This window comes from Pseudomonas sp. PB101, assembly GCF_009764265.1.
Classification (GTDB): Bacteria; Pseudomonadota; Gammaproteobacteria; order Pseudomonadales; family Pseudomonadaceae; genus Aquipseudomonas.
This window is the reverse complement of record NZ_RWIR01000026.1, coordinates 141131-157562: the sequence shown is the minus strand read 5'-3', so window position 1 is coordinate 157562 and position 16432 is coordinate 141131. Positions and strand designations below refer to the sequence as shown.

Below are 16432 nucleotides of genomic sequence, written 5' to 3'. Positions count from 1 at the left end.
GGATCCCGACCACCAGGATTCCGAACACCGAAACTGTTGTTCAGACGGACTAAATCAGCAAAGGAATGGATTATGATTTCACTGGATGAACTTCTCACCATGTCGGATTTGTCGCGCAAGAGCGATTGGTTCGAAGCCCTCAAGTCAAATACTACGGCACTGGGTTGTGATGGTGTGTTGTTTGCTTTCAAACCGAACAGCAGCACCGATAATAATCAAGCCATTATTCTCAGTGACTATCCCGCTGCGTGGCGTAAGAAATACGACACTGAACACTATGCCCGGATAGATCCCGTCGTTGCCCACTGTCTTACCTCAACGGTGCCCATCGTGTGGTTCGACAATATTTACACCTCTGTACAACAACTGAATTTCAGGGAGGAAGCAAAAAATCACGGCCTTATGCAAGGTGTGAGCTTGCCAGTGCACGGCGCCGGTGGCCAGGTGGGAATGCTCAGCGCCCGACTCGAAGCGGTCCCGGAGCGTCAACTCAAATACCATTTGGCGCGGACGCTTCCCAGCCTGACCCTTATTCGCGATTACGCTCTCGATACGCTCCTGAAGTTGATCGGCAAAGAGGAGGCCGATGAGCCCGTTGCCCTCACAAATCGAGAGCTGGAAGTACTCAAATGGAGCGCTTTCGGCAAGACCACTTGGGAAATTGCCCGTATTCTCAGTTGTTCAGAAGCCAACATCAATTATCATTTTTCAAAGGTCAGGGCGAAATTCAATGTCGGGTCCAGGAGAATGGCGATTGTCAAAGCCTTGCAAACCGGTGTATTGGAGTTTTAAACAGCAGGCTGCGATCATCAGGTTACGACTGAACAGGTGTATTGAATCAAAACTTAGAACACAGCTGCACTGGTCAAACGCAGGACGTTCGGTTTTCAATTTCTACAAGCAGTCGTTCCCGCAGCGCGGGCTCCCACACTTCGTCCCATTGCCGCACATAATCATGGCGCTGATCAAGGATCTGCTGACTATTCAAATCAAAATCAGCGCCAATAAGTTCAATCTGCCGCGCCTTGGTATATGACATGAACGGAGAGCTGGATAAACGCCGGGCATCTGTGTCTATGCCAAGACGCTTTGCGCAGTATTGTGCTGCGGCGAGGGCTTCGTGCTCAGAGTGGTTGGCGTCCATGACTTCAGACTGGACTCGCTGAGCATTCCAGACCGGCTCCTGAAAGATATGTTGATAAACATCAACGGCGACGTCGCAATGCTCTATTTCTTCGGTGAAGTGATAGCCCAACAAATAGAGCACACCCAAATTCGCTGAAATATTGCAAGTCCGGGCAAAATTCTTTCCGGAGAACAGTTGCTCAAAAAAAATGAAACTGGAAATACAATTCTTGCTTTCAAACACGGCAATTTTTAGTAGAGCGTCCCTGATACCTTCCCGCTCGCCCCTGGAAACGCTTTGCAGTATGGGCTCGTAGTTCTGCACATGAAACTCATGAAGATAGGGATACACCCTTGGGTGTAATTGATCTTTGTACACATTGCCCGGACAGAGAAACGAATTCAGGTGTTTATGTGCCTTGGCATGGTGCATCTCCTGGACCAGAAACGTATGCTCAAGGTCCAGCAACCCCTCATCGGCAATCAATCCCCGCGAATGTTTGCTGACGAAATTACAAAAATACTCAATGTATTCCAGGTAAAAGGAATACCCCAGTCCCACTAGCGAAGTCTGATCGTCATAAGCCCAGCGAAAATCGAAATCCGCACCGATCTTCATGGCTTGCTTGATATCAAATGGAATTCTTCTAATTTTCATGCGGCGTCCTGGCTGCCTATCGCGAAATGGCGCTCGCCCTCGGTAGAGCGCCCCCCGACACTGTCAGTTCTGAAGAAACAGAATCCCGTCTTCGCTTTCCGGCGAATGAACCGCTCGGGTCTGCCCCAATCCTTTAACCAGGAAAGAAACATGCTGGGCACGCATCTGTTCCTGGGTATAAGGGTTTTTGGCACCGAAAATCTGCTCCATCAATTGTGTTTTCTTGCGCACAATTCGATCGACCGCGCCCTCTCCGCGCTTGGCGGGCAGGAACAACTGCATCAGTTTGTTTTGCCCTTCAAAGTAGGTTTCATGGACCATTGCATTGTGGTACGTCAAACCGACATCAATCACGGCTAGCGAACGCTCGAGATGAGCGGGATCGGACTTGACCATTTCCTCGATCACCGCTGCCCATGCCTGAGTGTGCCGTGCCTCGTCTTTCATAATATTGGTGATTAGCGCCTGGAGAGCCGGGTGGTGCACTTGACTACGTACATCCCGGTACAACTCAGTGTTGACCACCTCACCGAACAAGTGGGCGAAGGTATAACTGTAAAGATCCCAGTACTTTCTATCTTCGTAGCACCAGATGTATTTTTCTGAATACTCGCGGACTGACAGTTTGTCCACATACCCTAACTCACCCGTTGAAACATAGTGATAGGCCGTCGCTAGTGCGATGCCATGACGCATTTCCTCGTAGGCAATGATGTTGACATACGCAAGAATCTGCCCCCAGTCATTGGCAAGGTCTTTTGGGTAACCTTCACGGACTTCAGTGAGCAGCAGATCATGAAACTGCACCGCTGATGCCTGGCCGGAAAACTCGCCATCAGACAAACAGTCGAGCAAGTTCACAATATCTCGATCATGCTCGTCCAGTTCCGTCAGCCAGTTCCAGTCATAGCGCTGCGCATCCCACCTTTGCTCATCGGAAAGGCAGCCAAAGTTAACGATAGTGCTGATCCCGGACATGCAATGTTCTCCTTGAAATGAGTCACCTGCTAGAGAGCGACTCAGTTATTGCCTGATGGTAATAACGATGTTCAGCAACTCAGGCCGCCATCGATCACGAGCGTCTGACCGGTTATATAGGCCGCGCCCTCGCTCATCAGGTAATCCACCAGTGACGCCACCTCGGCGGTGCTTCCGAGACGACGCAGCGGAATGCTTTTTTTCAACCCTGATCCATTGTCTTTCAAGTGCCTGGTCATGTCGGTCTCGATATAGCCTGGCGCGATACTGTTGACGCGCATGTTAAATCGGGCCATTTCAAGCGCGAGCGAGCGGGTCATTCCAATCAACGCAGCCTTACTGGCTGAATACGCTGTTTGGCCGATATTGCCCTTCACCCCTGAAACCGAACTGATGTTGATAATGCATGTATCTGATTCCCCCATCATCGCCCCAATAAAAGCCCGGGAAACCGAAAATGCAGAAAAGACATTTTGACTGAAGATCGCGTTAAGGACCTGTTCATCCAGATTGGAAAAAAGCCGATCCTCGGCAACACCCGCATTGTTGATGACCGCATAAGGTGGGCCAAAACGATGGATGAGCGACTGTGCAATATCATTGACCTGACTGACGTCTGACACGTCGCAGTGAACAGCTTCCACCTGCCTGCCAGGCTCACTATTCAACTGCTCAGCCAGCAACCGGGCCTCGTCCACGCTGGATTTATAGGTGAACACAACATCGAAGCTACGGCTGGCCGAGCGTACGATTTGCGCGCCAATACCCCGAGAGCCACCCGTCACGAAAATCCATTTGCGTTTCATGCCGGCTCCTCCAGCAGATTGGCGATCAACCCCATTTCTACCGCCAATACAGGCCGATCCTGGGTGTACAAGGTAAAAACGACAGAGGCAAAAATAGAATCGTTGACCCTGACCAGATCCTTACCCTTTACGCTGTAATACGTTGAGTCATAGCCCGCGCGCGGTAGCTGGGACCAATCACTGTCCATGAGTGTCAGCGCATGGGATATCTGATAAACGACGTAAGGCCGCGCCTGGGAAATGCCTTCCCTGGCGAGAAAGCGCTGAACGTCACTGGCCAAGGCTGTCTTGCGGTTATCTTCGATATAAATGGAAAACAGGATTGCGTCCCAGTACACACTCGGATGTACCGGTGTTCCAACAAGCGTCGACAACAACTCGTATTTCTCATCCAGCTCTTCGGCGCTAAATCGCTCCAGTATCGGGCGGCGCTCGTCCGCTGCTACCAGGGCCGCAACTTGCGGGGCAACCCGCGCCTTGACACTGCCCATATACAGAGACTTTCCGTCAGAACTCACTTTAATGCTCTGAACCGGACTGAGTGTGTAGTCGACAAACTGGTCGATCGGCACCGCGTGTTTGAGATGCAGTTTTATCTCGCAGGCCTGGGCACAAATGGAGGCTTCCAACGCCAGTTGGTTTTTTAGCGGCAACATGGCCAGCATTCCATGGACAATGCGCCCGGAATGGCCATTTTTTATGGCAAAGTCCGCATCAAAATGCACCGGGTTACGATCACCGGAAAACTGTGCCCATCGCTCCAGGTCTTCATGATTAAAGTTTCGACGCATTTCACGAATACCTTCTGATTACCAGGCAACTATTTGCCCCGCCGAATCCGTAGTTGATGTTCAGTACGTTGTCGACAACCCCCAGGTAGCGATGCTCGTTAGGGATGTAGTCAAGATCGCAAAGTGGATCGGAACGCTCCAGATTGATCGTTGCCGGCGCCATGCCGGTCTGGATGGTCTTGATGCAAAAGACTGTTTCAATGGCACCCGCCGCGGCGATGAGATGGCCGGTATAGGACTTCGTACTGGAAATCGGCACCGTATGGGCATGCTCACCAAAAACCTTCTTGATGGTATTGGTCTCGTTCAGATCATTGAGCTGAGTCGAGGTCCCGTGCGCATTGATGTAGTCGATATCCCATGTATTGAGACCTGCCTCTTCGATAGCCTTTTCCATCGACATCGCTCGCCCCAACAAGTCCTCGGCCGGGGCAGTGATGTCGTAGGCATCCGAATAGTTGGCGTAGCCGCTGATCTCGGCATAGATCGTAGCGCCTCGCTTGAGTGCCTCATCCAGGTCTTCCAGAACCAGTACGGCGCTGCCTTCTGACAACACAAAGCCGCTACGGTCCTGACTGAATGGACAGCAAGCCTTCGCTGGATTCTCCTGTTCCTTGCTCAAGGCACCGAGGATGTCCACCGACCATACGTTGTAGGCTCCGGTGATGCTCTCGCTGCCGCCTGCAAGCATGCATTTGGCCCGACCACTGCGGATAACTTCGCAGGCATCACCGATAGCAATGTTTCCTGTGGCGCAGGCCGCGACCAACGTGTTCTGGTAACCCCTGAGGTTCCAGGCCATTGAAGCCGACCCGGTCCATACGCTATGCATGGAAAAAATGGTACTGAGCGGTGAAGCGAGACCCGACTCGACATACATGTCGTTGTTATCAATGGTCGAGTCGACGCCCCCCCACCCTGTCCCCAGCACGACGCCACGGTCGAAGGGTGAATAGTGCTTGTCCATCTCAGCGACCGGGTCATCGCCGAAGGCCATGCACAATGCCTGCTCCGATGCGGACATACCAATCCGCGCAAAGCGGGGAAGATTCTTGGCGATACGCTTGGGCACCGCTTTGAGCTCAATCGGAAAATCGATCTTTCCGAAAAACCTGGCTGTAACCGACTGATCTTGCATCGGATGCAGGGCGTAACCCATTTGATAGTCTTTTATCGCCCCCCAGATCTCTTCCGTGTTCCGACCCAAAGCACAGACGGAACCGAACCCCGTAACGACTACCCGTTTCTTAGTTTGCACTGCACGCCTCTCCCTAGCTGTGTTTGCATGGTTATGCCAGCGTACTGGACCGGGCCTGCTCGCTTCGGCAGAAGGCATAAAAATCGCCCATCGTGCTGAGCTTCGCCTCAGGTAACTTGTTGACATCGATGGCGATGCCCAACTCTTTCTTCAGGGCAACCTGAATACTTACGTAATCAAGACTGACCAAGTGGATATCGCTGATCAGGGTTTGGTCGGTGATGGTCGCGACGTCAAAATCAGTCAGCTCGCCAATCACATTATTAACCACGGTACTTACGTTCATTATTCCACTCCTACTGATTGAGGTTTATTGGCACTGCCGGACATGATTTCACTCATGATCGCGCGAATTTCATCAGTCATCGGCACTTCCATGGAAAAAGTATTATCGATCACTGAATAATCGAGATATCCCATTCGACCAATGGGCCGAACCTTCTGAATATCGACACAACCATCCGGCTTTATGTAGTCATCATTAATATGTACACGAATCACCTCACCGATGATCAGGTCCACTGTTCCCAGTTCACTTTTACCCTTGACCACCGTTGTTGAAACATAACGACACTCAAGGTGGCACGGACTGTCTTTCACCATCGGCACATCGGAAAGATCGGCCTTTATTTTCTCGAGGCCTGCCAGTTCGAACTCACTCTGATCGGAAGGGACAATCATTGCGGAGATATTTACCGCTTCCTTAAGCGCCTCGGTTGCCATATTCCAGACGAACCAGCCGGTCTTTTCAGCATTAACCGCCGAATCTTTTCGTTGACCTGTCGGATAATGGTTAGCTGCGAACATGACCATAGGCGGATCAAATGTAAGAATGCCGCACTGACTGAATGGCGCCAGGTTTTCATTGCCACTTTCATCGACGCTGGATATCCAGGCGATTGGACGGGGCACGACGCAACTTCTGAACGGCGAGTGGGGTAGAGGGCAATTATCTTCTTGTGGATCGTATTTCATTTCTTAACTTCACTCCTCATATATCCAACCAATGTTTACAGTTGAATTTTTCCGAGTCAAGCACACCAACAACTGACTATCTCAACTAACAGTGACGACCGAAGCACTGACAAACAAGAAAACGAGCACCGACTAGCACAACTACTAGTCGATAATTAAACCAAGCACAATAAATAGAGATGCCCCGTAGTAGTCACTGTTGCACCCACGCATAACCAGCGACTCGCCGTTGTTATACCTGATTCGACGAACGAGCCCAGTGGGTGTTTAAGTACATGAGTTGATCGGGGATGCAATAACGCGGATTGGTGCTGATCCAGGCTGAACAAATGTGTTCGCATTGGATGCCGAGGCTGGGAGCCCCTGCTTTCTGGAGGATGGCCGAGCAGGCATGACGCAAAGCGGCTTGAACAAGCCAGACGACAGATCGCCGTTCTGCGTTGTCTCGGAAGGTCGCTGCCGGGCGAACCCGGCAGTGACGGTTAGAACAGTTCGATGCCACCCAGCCTGTCACTCAAGCGACAGAACTGAAGATAAACACGAAGGATGTGGCAGGTGTCAATCGCGCCACGCCTTAAGCAGTAGACTGGCATTGACCCCACCAAAGCCGAAACCGTTGCACAGCGCGTAATCCATCTCTATAGCGCGCGGTTCACCAAGCACCAGGTCGACATCTCGGGCGTCTTCATCAGGTTGGTGGCAGTTAAGGTTGAATGGCACCACTTGGTTAACCAGCGACATGGCCGTAAAAATGCCTGCCAGGCCTCCTGCCGCGCCCAGTAGATGGCCGGTGGATGACTTGGTAGAAGACACCGCGACATTCTTCGGACCAAATACCGCCTTGACTGCCGCCAGCTCGCCTTTGTCACCGACCATCGTCGAAGTGGAATGCGCGTTGATGTACTTCACCGCGCCCGGTTCAACACCTGCTTTCTTCAGGGCAACCCGCATGCAACGCTGAGCGCCCGCGCCGTCCTCAGGCGACGCCGTAACGTGATAGGCGTCGGCGCTGGTGCCATAACCGACAATCTCGGCGATAGGTTTGGCACCGCGAGCCAAAGCATGTTCCAGGGTTTCGATGACCATCAGCCCTGCGCCCTCCGCAATAATGAAGCCGTCGCGATCCGCATCGAAAGGACGGGAGGCCTCTTGCGGGCGATCATTGAAACTGGTCGCCATTGCCTTGGCCGCGACGAACCCACCAATGCTGACCTCATTGATGCACGCCTCGCTGCCACCACAAATGGCAATATCAGCTTCATCGTTCTGGATCATTCGCACGGCATCGCCAATTGCCTGCACGCCAGCGGCGCAGGCCGTTGCAGGTGCTCCCAGCGGCCCTCTGAAACCGTATTTGATCGAAACCTGACCGGATGCCATGTTCACCAGAAAACCGGGGACGGTAAAAGGCGAAACACGGCGCACGCCACTTTCGTTGATCGAATTCACCGCATCACGAATGTAATTCAACCCCCCGATGCCCGAAGCGATGACGGTCGCTGTGCGTGCCTTTTCTTCATCCGTTGATGGAACCCAGCCCGATTGCCGGATCGCCTCACTGGCGGCAGCCAGGGCAAATATGATGAAGCGATCCATGCGTCGAGCTTCTTTGGGATTCACGAAGACGCTGGCATCGAAACCGGCTTCAGGGTCGGCACCAATGTCCGGGACAGTACCCGCAATTTCAACCGGCAGATCGCCTATTCGCTCGATCTTGCGCACGCCAGACTTTCCCTCTAACAGACGCTTCCAGCTGTGTTCAACGCCAACACCCAACGGGGACACCGCCCCCATTCCAGTAATTACAATTCGTTTTGTCATCGCGTTGATCCCTCTGTTTCGATATTTGGCAAGCAGTGAATCTTCCGTCCATTGAACCGGTGGTCGTGGAGGCTGAAACCAAATAGAACATTTGATAGAGGCACCTGCGGCAGGTCAACCTGTGAGCAGATTGACTATCAGTTCTGATAGTCGACCCTGGCCCAGACACGGACTTTTACCGTGAAACTATCAATTTGCTCAGGATCTCCGAACGCCCACCGTTGCTTTATTCACATGGAGAGGGATGCACGAGTGGTGTCGTTAAGTTCTATACGCAGCGCAACGGCATTCTCGACACCAATGCGCATGGCCGGGCCAAAACGGCTGATATCGAGCCCTTTTCGCCTGAGTAATTTTTCCACGCCGAGTGTGGTCACCGTTACAAACTGATCAACGCCCCGTTCAATGGCAAAATGAATCAGGGCCTTGATTGCCAGAATTGAATCAAGCGACAGACATTGCGGGGACTTTTCCCGCGGCAAGATAGCGAAACGACTCAATTCCCATATACGCTCTGAATGAGGGGCTTGGGCACCGTACAACAACGCTGGAAAAGTGTCCTTGAGCATATAAGGGCCAGTGGTCGGCAAGATTCGCCAACATCCGAATAAACGCTCAGAGCCAGGCTCATCCTGCAAGATCAGATAATAGGGGTTCAGCGCATCATAACCATCGATTTCCATGCCGGCGATGATCGAAACATCCCAACATTTACGCTCCTTGAAAACTTCGGCACGCAGCCTGTGCATTTGTTCAAGTCGCTTGTTATCAAGTTCGATACGGGAACCAATTGCGATAGCCATTATTACCTCCTTTTCAGAGCTAATATTATTTGGCCATTTAGCATTAATGATAACTAGCAAATGTGTTAGACCGTCATTGATTATTGCAATGACAACTAGCTAATTCACGGACCCCCATCAACTTTTCTTGATCACCTTACACACGCAACTATCTATTATGTCAGTCGCGAACAATTGCCAGGAAACTTACCATTGGATCCCCAAAGGCTGACAATGAGCGAATCATGAACTTCTCCGCGCTAATCGACGCAAGTCGTCTACCCCATCGTCCCCTGATGATTCCCGCGAGTTGGAGCCAAGGCCGAGCTGCTTTCGGTGGCGTCGTCGTGGCGCTTGCGCACGAAGCAATGCGTCAGTTCGTTCCTCGGGATCGTTCGCTACGGTCACTTTCGTTGACGTTTATAGGCCCCGTAGCGGTAGATCAACCGTTGTTCTTTGAAACCGAAGTACTTCGCGAAGGCAGTGCAGTGACTCAACTGCATTGCCGGGTCGTGCAGTCGGAGCAGACCGTCACCTCCGTGCAAGCTTGCTTTGGTTCCGCCAGGTCTTCTGCGTTGGCGTTGCCGGCTGAGCCGATGCCGGGGCTGCCAGCCCTGGAGACGTGCGAACCCTTGCCCTTGTTGCCTGATGTGGCTCCACGGTACTTACAGCATTTCGACATTCGCTGGGGCTATGGCGGAATGCCGTTTAGTGGCGCGTCATCACGGTCGACAGGAGGGTGGATTCGATTGAAGGACGCTCCCCTCGACGCAACGTTGAGTGAAACACAGCTACTGGCGATGCTTGATGCCTGGCCACCAGCGGTACTCTCCCAGCACCGTGCCTTGGCTCAGGGCAGCTCGCTGACCTGGAGCGTGGAGTTCGCGCAACCGCTGATCAATCTGCCAGCCGATACCTGGTGTGTCATGCATGCCTCAACCGATTATGCGCTTGAAGGTTACAGTGCCTGTTCGACCACCCTGCATACACCCGATGGAAAACTATTGGCACTCAGCCGGCAGACCGTGGTGGTGTTCGGCTAGCCTGGTGTGACTGTTATTTATTTAACGTTTTTCTCCTCGTCCCCAAATCAAAAAAGGTCTTGCTGAGCGAGACCTTTTTTTCGGCAGCAGGAAAGTGAAACCGCAAGCGCAAACGCCGTGCAACGTCTGCCTGCCACCGAGGTGCAGTAGCAGGCAGATCCCTGCGCAGCAACTCGATCCCTCAACGATGCCGCGCCCCCGGATATAGCGCTCAGCTCATTTCGTTTTCCCGAATCAGCTTCTTGTTGATCTTGCCAACGCTGGTCTTGGGGATTTCGGCGACGAACTTGAACTGCTTGGGGATCGCCCATTTGTTGATGCGCCCGCCGTCGACGAAGGCTTGCAGGTGGGTCTCGAGGATCTTGCGGTCGAGGAAGTGCCCCGGCTCGCACACCACCATGGCCATGGGCCGTTCGCCCCACTGTTCATCGACGATACCCACCACCGCCACCGACATCACAGCCGGGTGTTCGCTGATCAGGCTTTCCAGTTCCAGGGAGCTGATCCACTCGCCGCCGGTCTTGATCACGTCCTTGATCCGGTCCTTGATTTCCACGCCGCCCAGCTTGTCGATCGAAGCCATGTCACCGGTGTGCAACCAGCCGTCCAGCCAGAGCTCGGCGCCCTTTTCCGGGGACTTCAGATAGCCCTGGGTCAGCCACGGCGCGCGCACCACGATCTCGCCCAGGGACTCGCCGTCGTGAGCGACGTCGTTGCCTTCAGCGTCGATGATCTTCAGGTCGACCATCGGCACCGGCGTGCCGGTCTTGATGCGGATCGGCAGTTGCGCTTCGGCGGACAGCTGCAGGTCCTCGTCGCGCAGGTACGTCAGGCACAGCAACGGGCAGGTCTCGGACATGCCGTAGCCGGCGTGCACCACCATGCCTTTGGCGTTGGCTTCGCTGGCGATGCCGAGGGTCAGCGCGCTGCCGCCGAGGAGCATTTTCCAGCCGTCGAAACGGATCGCCTTGCCTTCTTCGCAGTTGAGGATCATCTGCAGGATGGTCGGCACGCAGTGGGAGAAGGTCACCTTCTCTTCGCGGTACAGCCTGACCAGGCTGTTGGGTTCGTAGCGGCCGGGGTAGACCTGCTTGATGCCCATCAGGGTCGCGACATACGGCACGCCCCAGGCATGCACGTGGAACATCGGCGTGATCGGCATGTACACGTCGTCGGAGCGCAACAGCGGCTGGCCCTGATAGACGCCCAGGGTGCCGACCGCGTTCAGGGTGTGCAGCACCAGTTGCCGGTGGCTGAAGTACACGCCTTTCGGGTCGCCGGTGGTGCCCGTGGTGTAGAACAGCGTGGCCACCGAGTTCTCATCGAAATCGGGGAAGTCGTACTGGTCCGGGGCCAGGGACAGCAGGTGCTCGTACTCGCCCAGCACCGGCAGCGAGGTGGTGGTCGCCTCGTCATCGGTGAGTTGCAGGTAGCCTTTGACGGTTTCCAGGCGCCCGTGGATCTGCTCGACCAGGGGCAGGAAATCGTCATGCACCAGCACCAGGTCATCCTCGGCGTGGTTCATGGTGAACAGCACCTGCTCCGGCGACAGGCGAATGTTCACCGTGTGCAGCACCGCGCCGATCATCGGCACGGCAAAGAAGCATTCCAGGTAGCGGTGGCTGTCCCAGTCGAGCAGGGCCACGGTGTCACCGGCCTTGACCCCCGCTTCCGTCAGCGTGTTGGCCAGGCGGCGGATGCGCTGGTTGAGGGTCTGGTAGCTGTAGCGCAGCTTGTCGGCGTAGACGATTTCCCGGCCCGGCTCGTAGCGCACGCCGGACAGCAGCAGTTGCTTGATCAGCAAGGGATAGGCATAGGCGCCGTCGGCGGGCGGGATTATTTTTGTCGCCATCATGATTAGGGTTCCTTGTCCTTTCGATCAGAACTGATCGGCTTGCAGCTCGTAGAGGCAGTCACTGCCGGCCTTGACCGATGCGCTCAACGAGTGGATACGCGGCAGCAACCGGGCGAAGTAGAAGCGTGCGGTGGCCAGTTTGCTGGTGTAGAAATCGTCTTCGGCATTGCCGCTGATGACGGCCTTGGCCATGCGCGCCCACATGTAGGCGTACGCGGTGTAGCCAAATACGTGCAGGTACTCGACCGACGCCGCGCCGATTTCGTTCGGGTTGTTTTGCGCCCGGTCCAGCAGCCACGCGGTCAGCTCGTCGAGGCTGTCCACGGCGGCATTCAGCGGTTTGGTGAACTCGTCGAGTTCGGCACTGGCGTTGGCGGTGAAGTTGCGGATTTCCGAGGCGAACAAGCGATAGAGCGCCCCGCCGCTGCCGACGATCTTGCGCCCGGCCAGGTCGAGGGACTGGATGCCGTTGGTGCCTTCGTAGATCTGCGTGATGCGCACGTCGCGCACCAGTTGCTCCTGGCCCCATTCGCGGATGTAGCCGTGGCCGCCGAAGATCATCTGGCCGTGCAGAGTGGTTTCCAGGCCCATGTCGGTGAGAAAGGCCTTGGCCACCGGAGTCAGCAGGGACACCAACTCTTGTGCGCGGTTGCGGGTGACTTCGTCTTCGCTGTACCTGGCGGTGTCCAGTTGCAGCGCGACGTAGCTGGAGAACGCACGACCGCCTTCGTTCAAGGCCTTCATGGTCAGCAGCATGCGGCGCACGTCCGGATGCACGATGATCGGGTCGGCGGAGTGGTCCTTGTTCTGCGCGCCGGTCGGTGCACGGCTTTGCAGACGGTCACGGGCGTATGCGACGGCGTTCTGGTACGAACGCTCGCCTTGCGCCAGGCCCTGGATACCGACGCCCAGACGCTCGTAGTTCATCATGGTGAACATTGCCGCCAGGCCTTTGTTCGGCGCGTCGACGATCCAGCCGGTGGCGCCGTCGAAGTTCATCACGCAGGTGGCGGACGCCTTGATGCCCATCTTGTGTTCGATGGAACCGCAGGACAGCGCGTTGTTGTCACCCAGCGAACCGTCGGCGTTGACCAGCACCTTGGGCACCAGGAACAGCGAGATGCCTTTCGGCCCGGCCGGTGCATCGGGCAGGCGCGCGAGCACCAGATGAATGATGTTCTCGGTCAGGTCGTGGTCGCCGCCGGTGATGAAGATCTTGCTGCCCGTGACCTTGTAGCTGCCGTCAGCCTGCGGCTCGGCGCGGGTGCGGATCAGGCCCAGGTCGGTGCCGGCATGGGCTTCGGTCAGGCACATCGAACCGGTCCAGATGCCGGCGTACATGTTCGGCAGAAAGCGTTGCTTGAGCTCTTCGCTGGCGTGGGCCTTGATCGACAGACACGCTCCGGCGGTCAGCATCGGGTACAGACCGAACGACAGGCTGGCCGAGTTGACCATCTCTTCGACCTGCGCCGAGATGGCCTTGGGCATGCCCATGCCGCCGTACTGCGGATCACCGCCGACACCCACCCAACCGCCGCCGGCAAAGGCTTGATAGGCCTGGGCAAAACCGTCCGGAGCGCTGACCGAGCCATTGTCCCAGGTGCAGCCCTGTTCGTCGGTGGCGCGGTTCAAGGGTGCGATCACTTCGCCGCTGATCTTGCCGGCCTCTTCGAGGATGGCGGCGGCGGTTTCTTCATCGATCACGTCGGCCAGGCCGGGCAATTGCGCCCAGAGCCGGGACACCTGGAAAACCTCGTTGAGTACGAAGCGCATGTCGCGCAGGGGAGCTTTGTAATCAGACATCTTGGCTTACTCGGAAGTGGTCACGGCATGCGGCATGCCGGGACGTTCAGTGGATTCAGTGTTTTCGGCTGCCGCGACAGAACCGGGCTGAGGAGCCCGTTCGCGCAGCAGGAAGTAGGACAAGGCCGGAATCAGGATCAGCGCGCCGAGCATGTTCCACAGGAACATGAAGGTCAGCAGGATGCCCATGTCGGCCTGGAATTTGATCGGCGACCAGACCCAGCACACCACACCCGCCGCGAGGGTGATGCCCACCAGCCCGACCACGCGGCCGGTGAAGGACACCGCGTTGCGGTAAGCCTCGGACAGCGGCAGGCCCTGGCGCTGGAAATGCAGTTGCACGCTGAGCAGGTACAGGGCGTAGTCGACGCCGATGCCCACGCCGAGGGCGATCACCGGCAGGGTCGCGACTTTCACGCCGATGCCCATGGCCACCATCAGCGCTTCGCAGAGGATCGAAGTCAGCACCAGCGGCAACAGCGCCACCAGCGTGGCACGCCAGCTGCGGAAGGTGATCAGGCAGAACAGCGTCACCGCCGCGTACACATACAGCAGCATGGTGCGGTTGGCTTCACGCACCACGATATTGGTCGCGGCCTCGATCCCGGCGGTGCCGGCGGCGAGCAGGAACTGGCGATCAGGGGTGCTGTTTTCCTTGGCGAACTTGTCGGCAATCGCCACCACCGCGTCGAGGGTTTCGGCCTTGTGATCCTTGAGGAAGGTGATCACCGGCATCAGCGAGCAGTCGGTGTTGAACAGCTCCGGAGAGTTGACCGAGGCTTGTTGCGCGGCGTAGTTGAGCACGTCCTGGTTGCGCTGGATGCTGTTGAGCTTGGGGTTGCCTTCGTAGGTGCCGGCGGTGATCTGGCGCACCGCATTGACCAGCGACGTGGTGGCCTGCACGCCCGGATACTGTTGCAGTTCCCAGGCCAGGCGGTCGGCGAGCACCAGGGTCTTGTAGTTCAGGCAGCCTTCCGGCGCGGTCTTGATCATCACCGCGAACAGGTCGCTGGACAGCGCGTAATGCTGGGTGATGTAGGCGTTGTCGCGGTTGTAGCGCGAGTCGGCACGCAACTCCGGCGCGCCGCTTTCCAGGTCGCCGATCTTCAGGTTGAGGCTGACCACATAGCCGCCAATGCCCATCAACACCGCGACCAGCACGGCGCCGGTGGCCCACTTGGCGGTGGTGAAGCGGTCGAGCGCATCCCACAGTTTGCCGAAGCCTTTGTGCTTCTCGGCGCGGTTGTCGATTTTCAGTGCGCGCTCGGCGGCCTTGGCGCCAACACCGACGTAGGACAGCGCCACCGGCATGAGCAACAGCGAGGTGAAGATCAGTACCGCAACGCCGATGCTGGCGGTGATCGCCAGGTCCTGGATCACCGGAATGTCGATCAGCATCAACACGGCGAAGCCGACGGCGTCAGCCAGCAGCGCGGTGACACCGGCGATGAACAGACGGCGGAAGGTGTAGCGCGCAGCGATCAGCTTGTGGGTGCCACGGGCGATGTCCTGCATGATCCCGTTCATCTTCTGCGCGGCATGGGACACGCCGATGGCGAAGATCAGGAACGGCACCAGCACCGAGTACGGATCGATGGCGTAGCCGAGCCAGGCGACGATGCCCAGTTGCCAGACCACCGCGATCAGCGAGCAGCCGACCACCAGCAGTGTGCTGCGCACGCAACGGGTGTAGGCGTAGATGATGATCAGTGAAGTGACCACGGCCAGGCCGAAGAACATCATCACCTGGATCAGGCCGTCGATCAGGTCGCCCATCAGTTTGGCGAAACCGATCACCCGCACCTTGTACTGGCCCGTGCCCTCCTCCCCGGATTTGCGCGCGGCGCTGTCGCCGGCGTATTCGATCTTGTCGCGCAACTGCTCTTCGAGCATCTGCGAGAACGCGTGGTAGTTGATGCGCTGGCCACCGGCGCCGGCTTTGTCCAGCAGCGGCACGATCAACATGGTCGACTTGAAATCGCTGGCCACCAGGCTGCCGACGACGCCGGCGCGGGAGATGTTCTGGCGCAGCTGTTCAATGTCGGAGGGCGAGCCCTGATAGCTGTCGGGCATCACCGGGCCACCCTGGAAACCGTCCTCGGTGACTTCGGTCCAGCGCACCGCCGGGCTCCACAGCGACTTCATCCACGCGCGGTCGACGCCTTCGGTGAGGAACAACTGGTCGTTGACCTGCTTGAGTACATCGAGGTACGCGGGGTCGAAGATATCGCCCTTGGTGTTCTCGACCACCACCCGCACCGAGTTGCCCAGGCCGCGCAGGGATGAGCGGTTCTCCAGGAAATTCTGGATGTACGGCTGGCTCTGCGGGATCATTTTTTCGAAGCTTGGGCGCAGCTCCAGGCGAGTCACGGCCATGAAGCCCAGCAGCACGGTGGTCAGCGCCATCAGCAGCATGAACAGCGGGCGGAAGTTGAACACCAGCCGTTCGAGGAGGTTGCCGGAGCGCTGGTCGAAATCACGCACATCGCGGATCACCGGCATGGCGTCTTGTTTGATATTGCCCATGTCTGGGTTCT

At 56.4% G+C, this 16432-nt stretch carries 14 protein-coding genes; 2 read left to right on the top strand and 12 right to left on the bottom strand.

Annotation, left to right across the window (positions count from 1 at the left end; translation table 11 throughout):
• Positions 1-72: 72 nt before the first annotated feature.
• Complete coding sequence (locus EI969_RS09080; RefSeq protein ID WP_160387184.1) at positions 73-792, top strand: LuxR family transcriptional regulator; 720 nt, start codon at positions 73-75, stop codon at positions 790-792.
• Positions 793-865: 73 nt separating this feature from the next.
• Here the strand turns inward: EI969_RS09080 and EI969_RS09075 are convergent, their stop codons facing one another.
• From EI969_RS09075 to EI969_RS09035, 9 genes are all read right to left on the bottom strand, one after another.
• Positions 866-1783, bottom strand: a complete 918-nt coding sequence (locus EI969_RS09075; protein WP_160387182.1) for a metal-dependent hydrolase — start codon at positions 1781-1783, stop codon at positions 866-868.
• A 63-nt stretch (positions 1784-1846) separates the two neighbouring features.
• Entirely contained in the window at positions 1847-2761 is a 915-nt protein-coding gene (locus tag EI969_RS09070) for a hypothetical protein (protein WP_160387180.1), read from the bottom strand.
• A gap of 71 nt (positions 2762-2832) precedes the next feature.
• On the bottom strand, positions 2833-3567 hold the full coding sequence (locus tag EI969_RS09065; RefSeq protein WP_160387178.1) for an SDR family NAD(P)-dependent oxidoreductase: 735 nt from the start codon (positions 3565-3567) through the stop codon (positions 2833-2835).
• Entirely contained in the window at positions 3564-4358 is a 795-nt protein-coding gene (locus EI969_RS09060) for a MaoC/PaaZ C-terminal domain-containing protein (protein WP_160387175.1), read from the bottom strand. The genes EI969_RS09065 and EI969_RS09060 overlap by 4 nt, the downstream gene beginning before the upstream one ends.
• A gap of 1 nt (position 4359) precedes the next feature.
• Positions 4360-5616 (bottom strand): beta-ketoacyl-[acyl-carrier-protein] synthase family protein, encoded by a 1257-nt coding sequence (locus tag EI969_RS09055; RefSeq protein ID WP_253562682.1) that lies wholly within the window; start codon positions 5614-5616, stop codon positions 4360-4362.
• 31 nt (positions 5617-5647) lie between these two features.
• The gene (locus tag EI969_RS09050; RefSeq protein ID WP_160387171.1) at positions 5648-5902 is read right to left on the bottom strand and encodes a hypothetical protein; all 255 of its coding nucleotides are present in this window, start codon (positions 5900-5902) and stop codon (positions 5648-5650) included.
• Positions 5902-6528, bottom strand: coding sequence for a flavin reductase family protein (locus tag EI969_RS09045; protein WP_371925907.1), 627 nt, complete (start codon positions 6526-6528; stop codon positions 5902-5904). Before EI969_RS09045 ends, EI969_RS09050 begins: the two co-directional genes overlap by 1 nt.
• A 621-nt stretch (positions 6529-7149) precedes the next feature.
• Complete coding sequence (gene fabF / locus EI969_RS09040; protein ID WP_160387161.1) at positions 7150-8412, bottom strand: beta-ketoacyl-ACP synthase II; 1263 nt, start codon at positions 8410-8412, stop codon at positions 7150-7152.
• Between the two features lie 230 nt (positions 8413-8642).
• Positions 8643-9215, bottom strand: a complete 573-nt coding sequence (locus EI969_RS09035; protein WP_160387160.1) for an acyl-homoserine-lactone synthase — start codon at positions 9213-9215, stop codon at positions 8643-8645.
• Positions 9216-9439: 224 nt separating this feature from the next.
• On the opposite strand from EI969_RS09035, the gene EI969_RS09030 reads away from it, so the two are divergent.
• A complete protein-coding gene (locus EI969_RS09030) occupies positions 9440-10237 on the top strand; it encodes an acyl-CoA thioesterase II (protein ID WP_160387159.1) in 798 nt (265 codons plus the stop codon).
• Positions 10238-10448: 211 nt separating this feature from the next.
• On the opposite strand, the gene EI969_RS09025 is transcribed toward EI969_RS09030, so the two are convergent.
• The 3 genes from EI969_RS09025 to EI969_RS09015 are packed head-to-tail and all read right to left on the bottom strand — an operon-like array spanning position 10449 to position 16421.
• Positions 10449-12092, bottom strand: a complete 1644-nt coding sequence (locus EI969_RS09025) for a fatty acid--CoA ligase (protein WP_160387158.1) — start codon at positions 12090-12092, stop codon at positions 10449-10451.
• 24 nt (positions 12093-12116) lie between these two features.
• On the bottom strand, positions 12117-13895 hold the full coding sequence (locus EI969_RS09020; protein ID WP_160387157.1) for an acyl-CoA dehydrogenase C-terminal domain-containing protein: 1779 nt from the start codon (positions 13893-13895) through the stop codon (positions 12117-12119).
• Between the two features lie 6 nt (positions 13896-13901).
• Positions 13902-16421, bottom strand: coding sequence for an RND family transporter (locus tag EI969_RS09015; protein ID WP_160387156.1), 2520 nt, complete (start codon positions 16419-16421; stop codon positions 13902-13904).
• Positions 16422-16432: the final 11 nt, after the last annotated feature.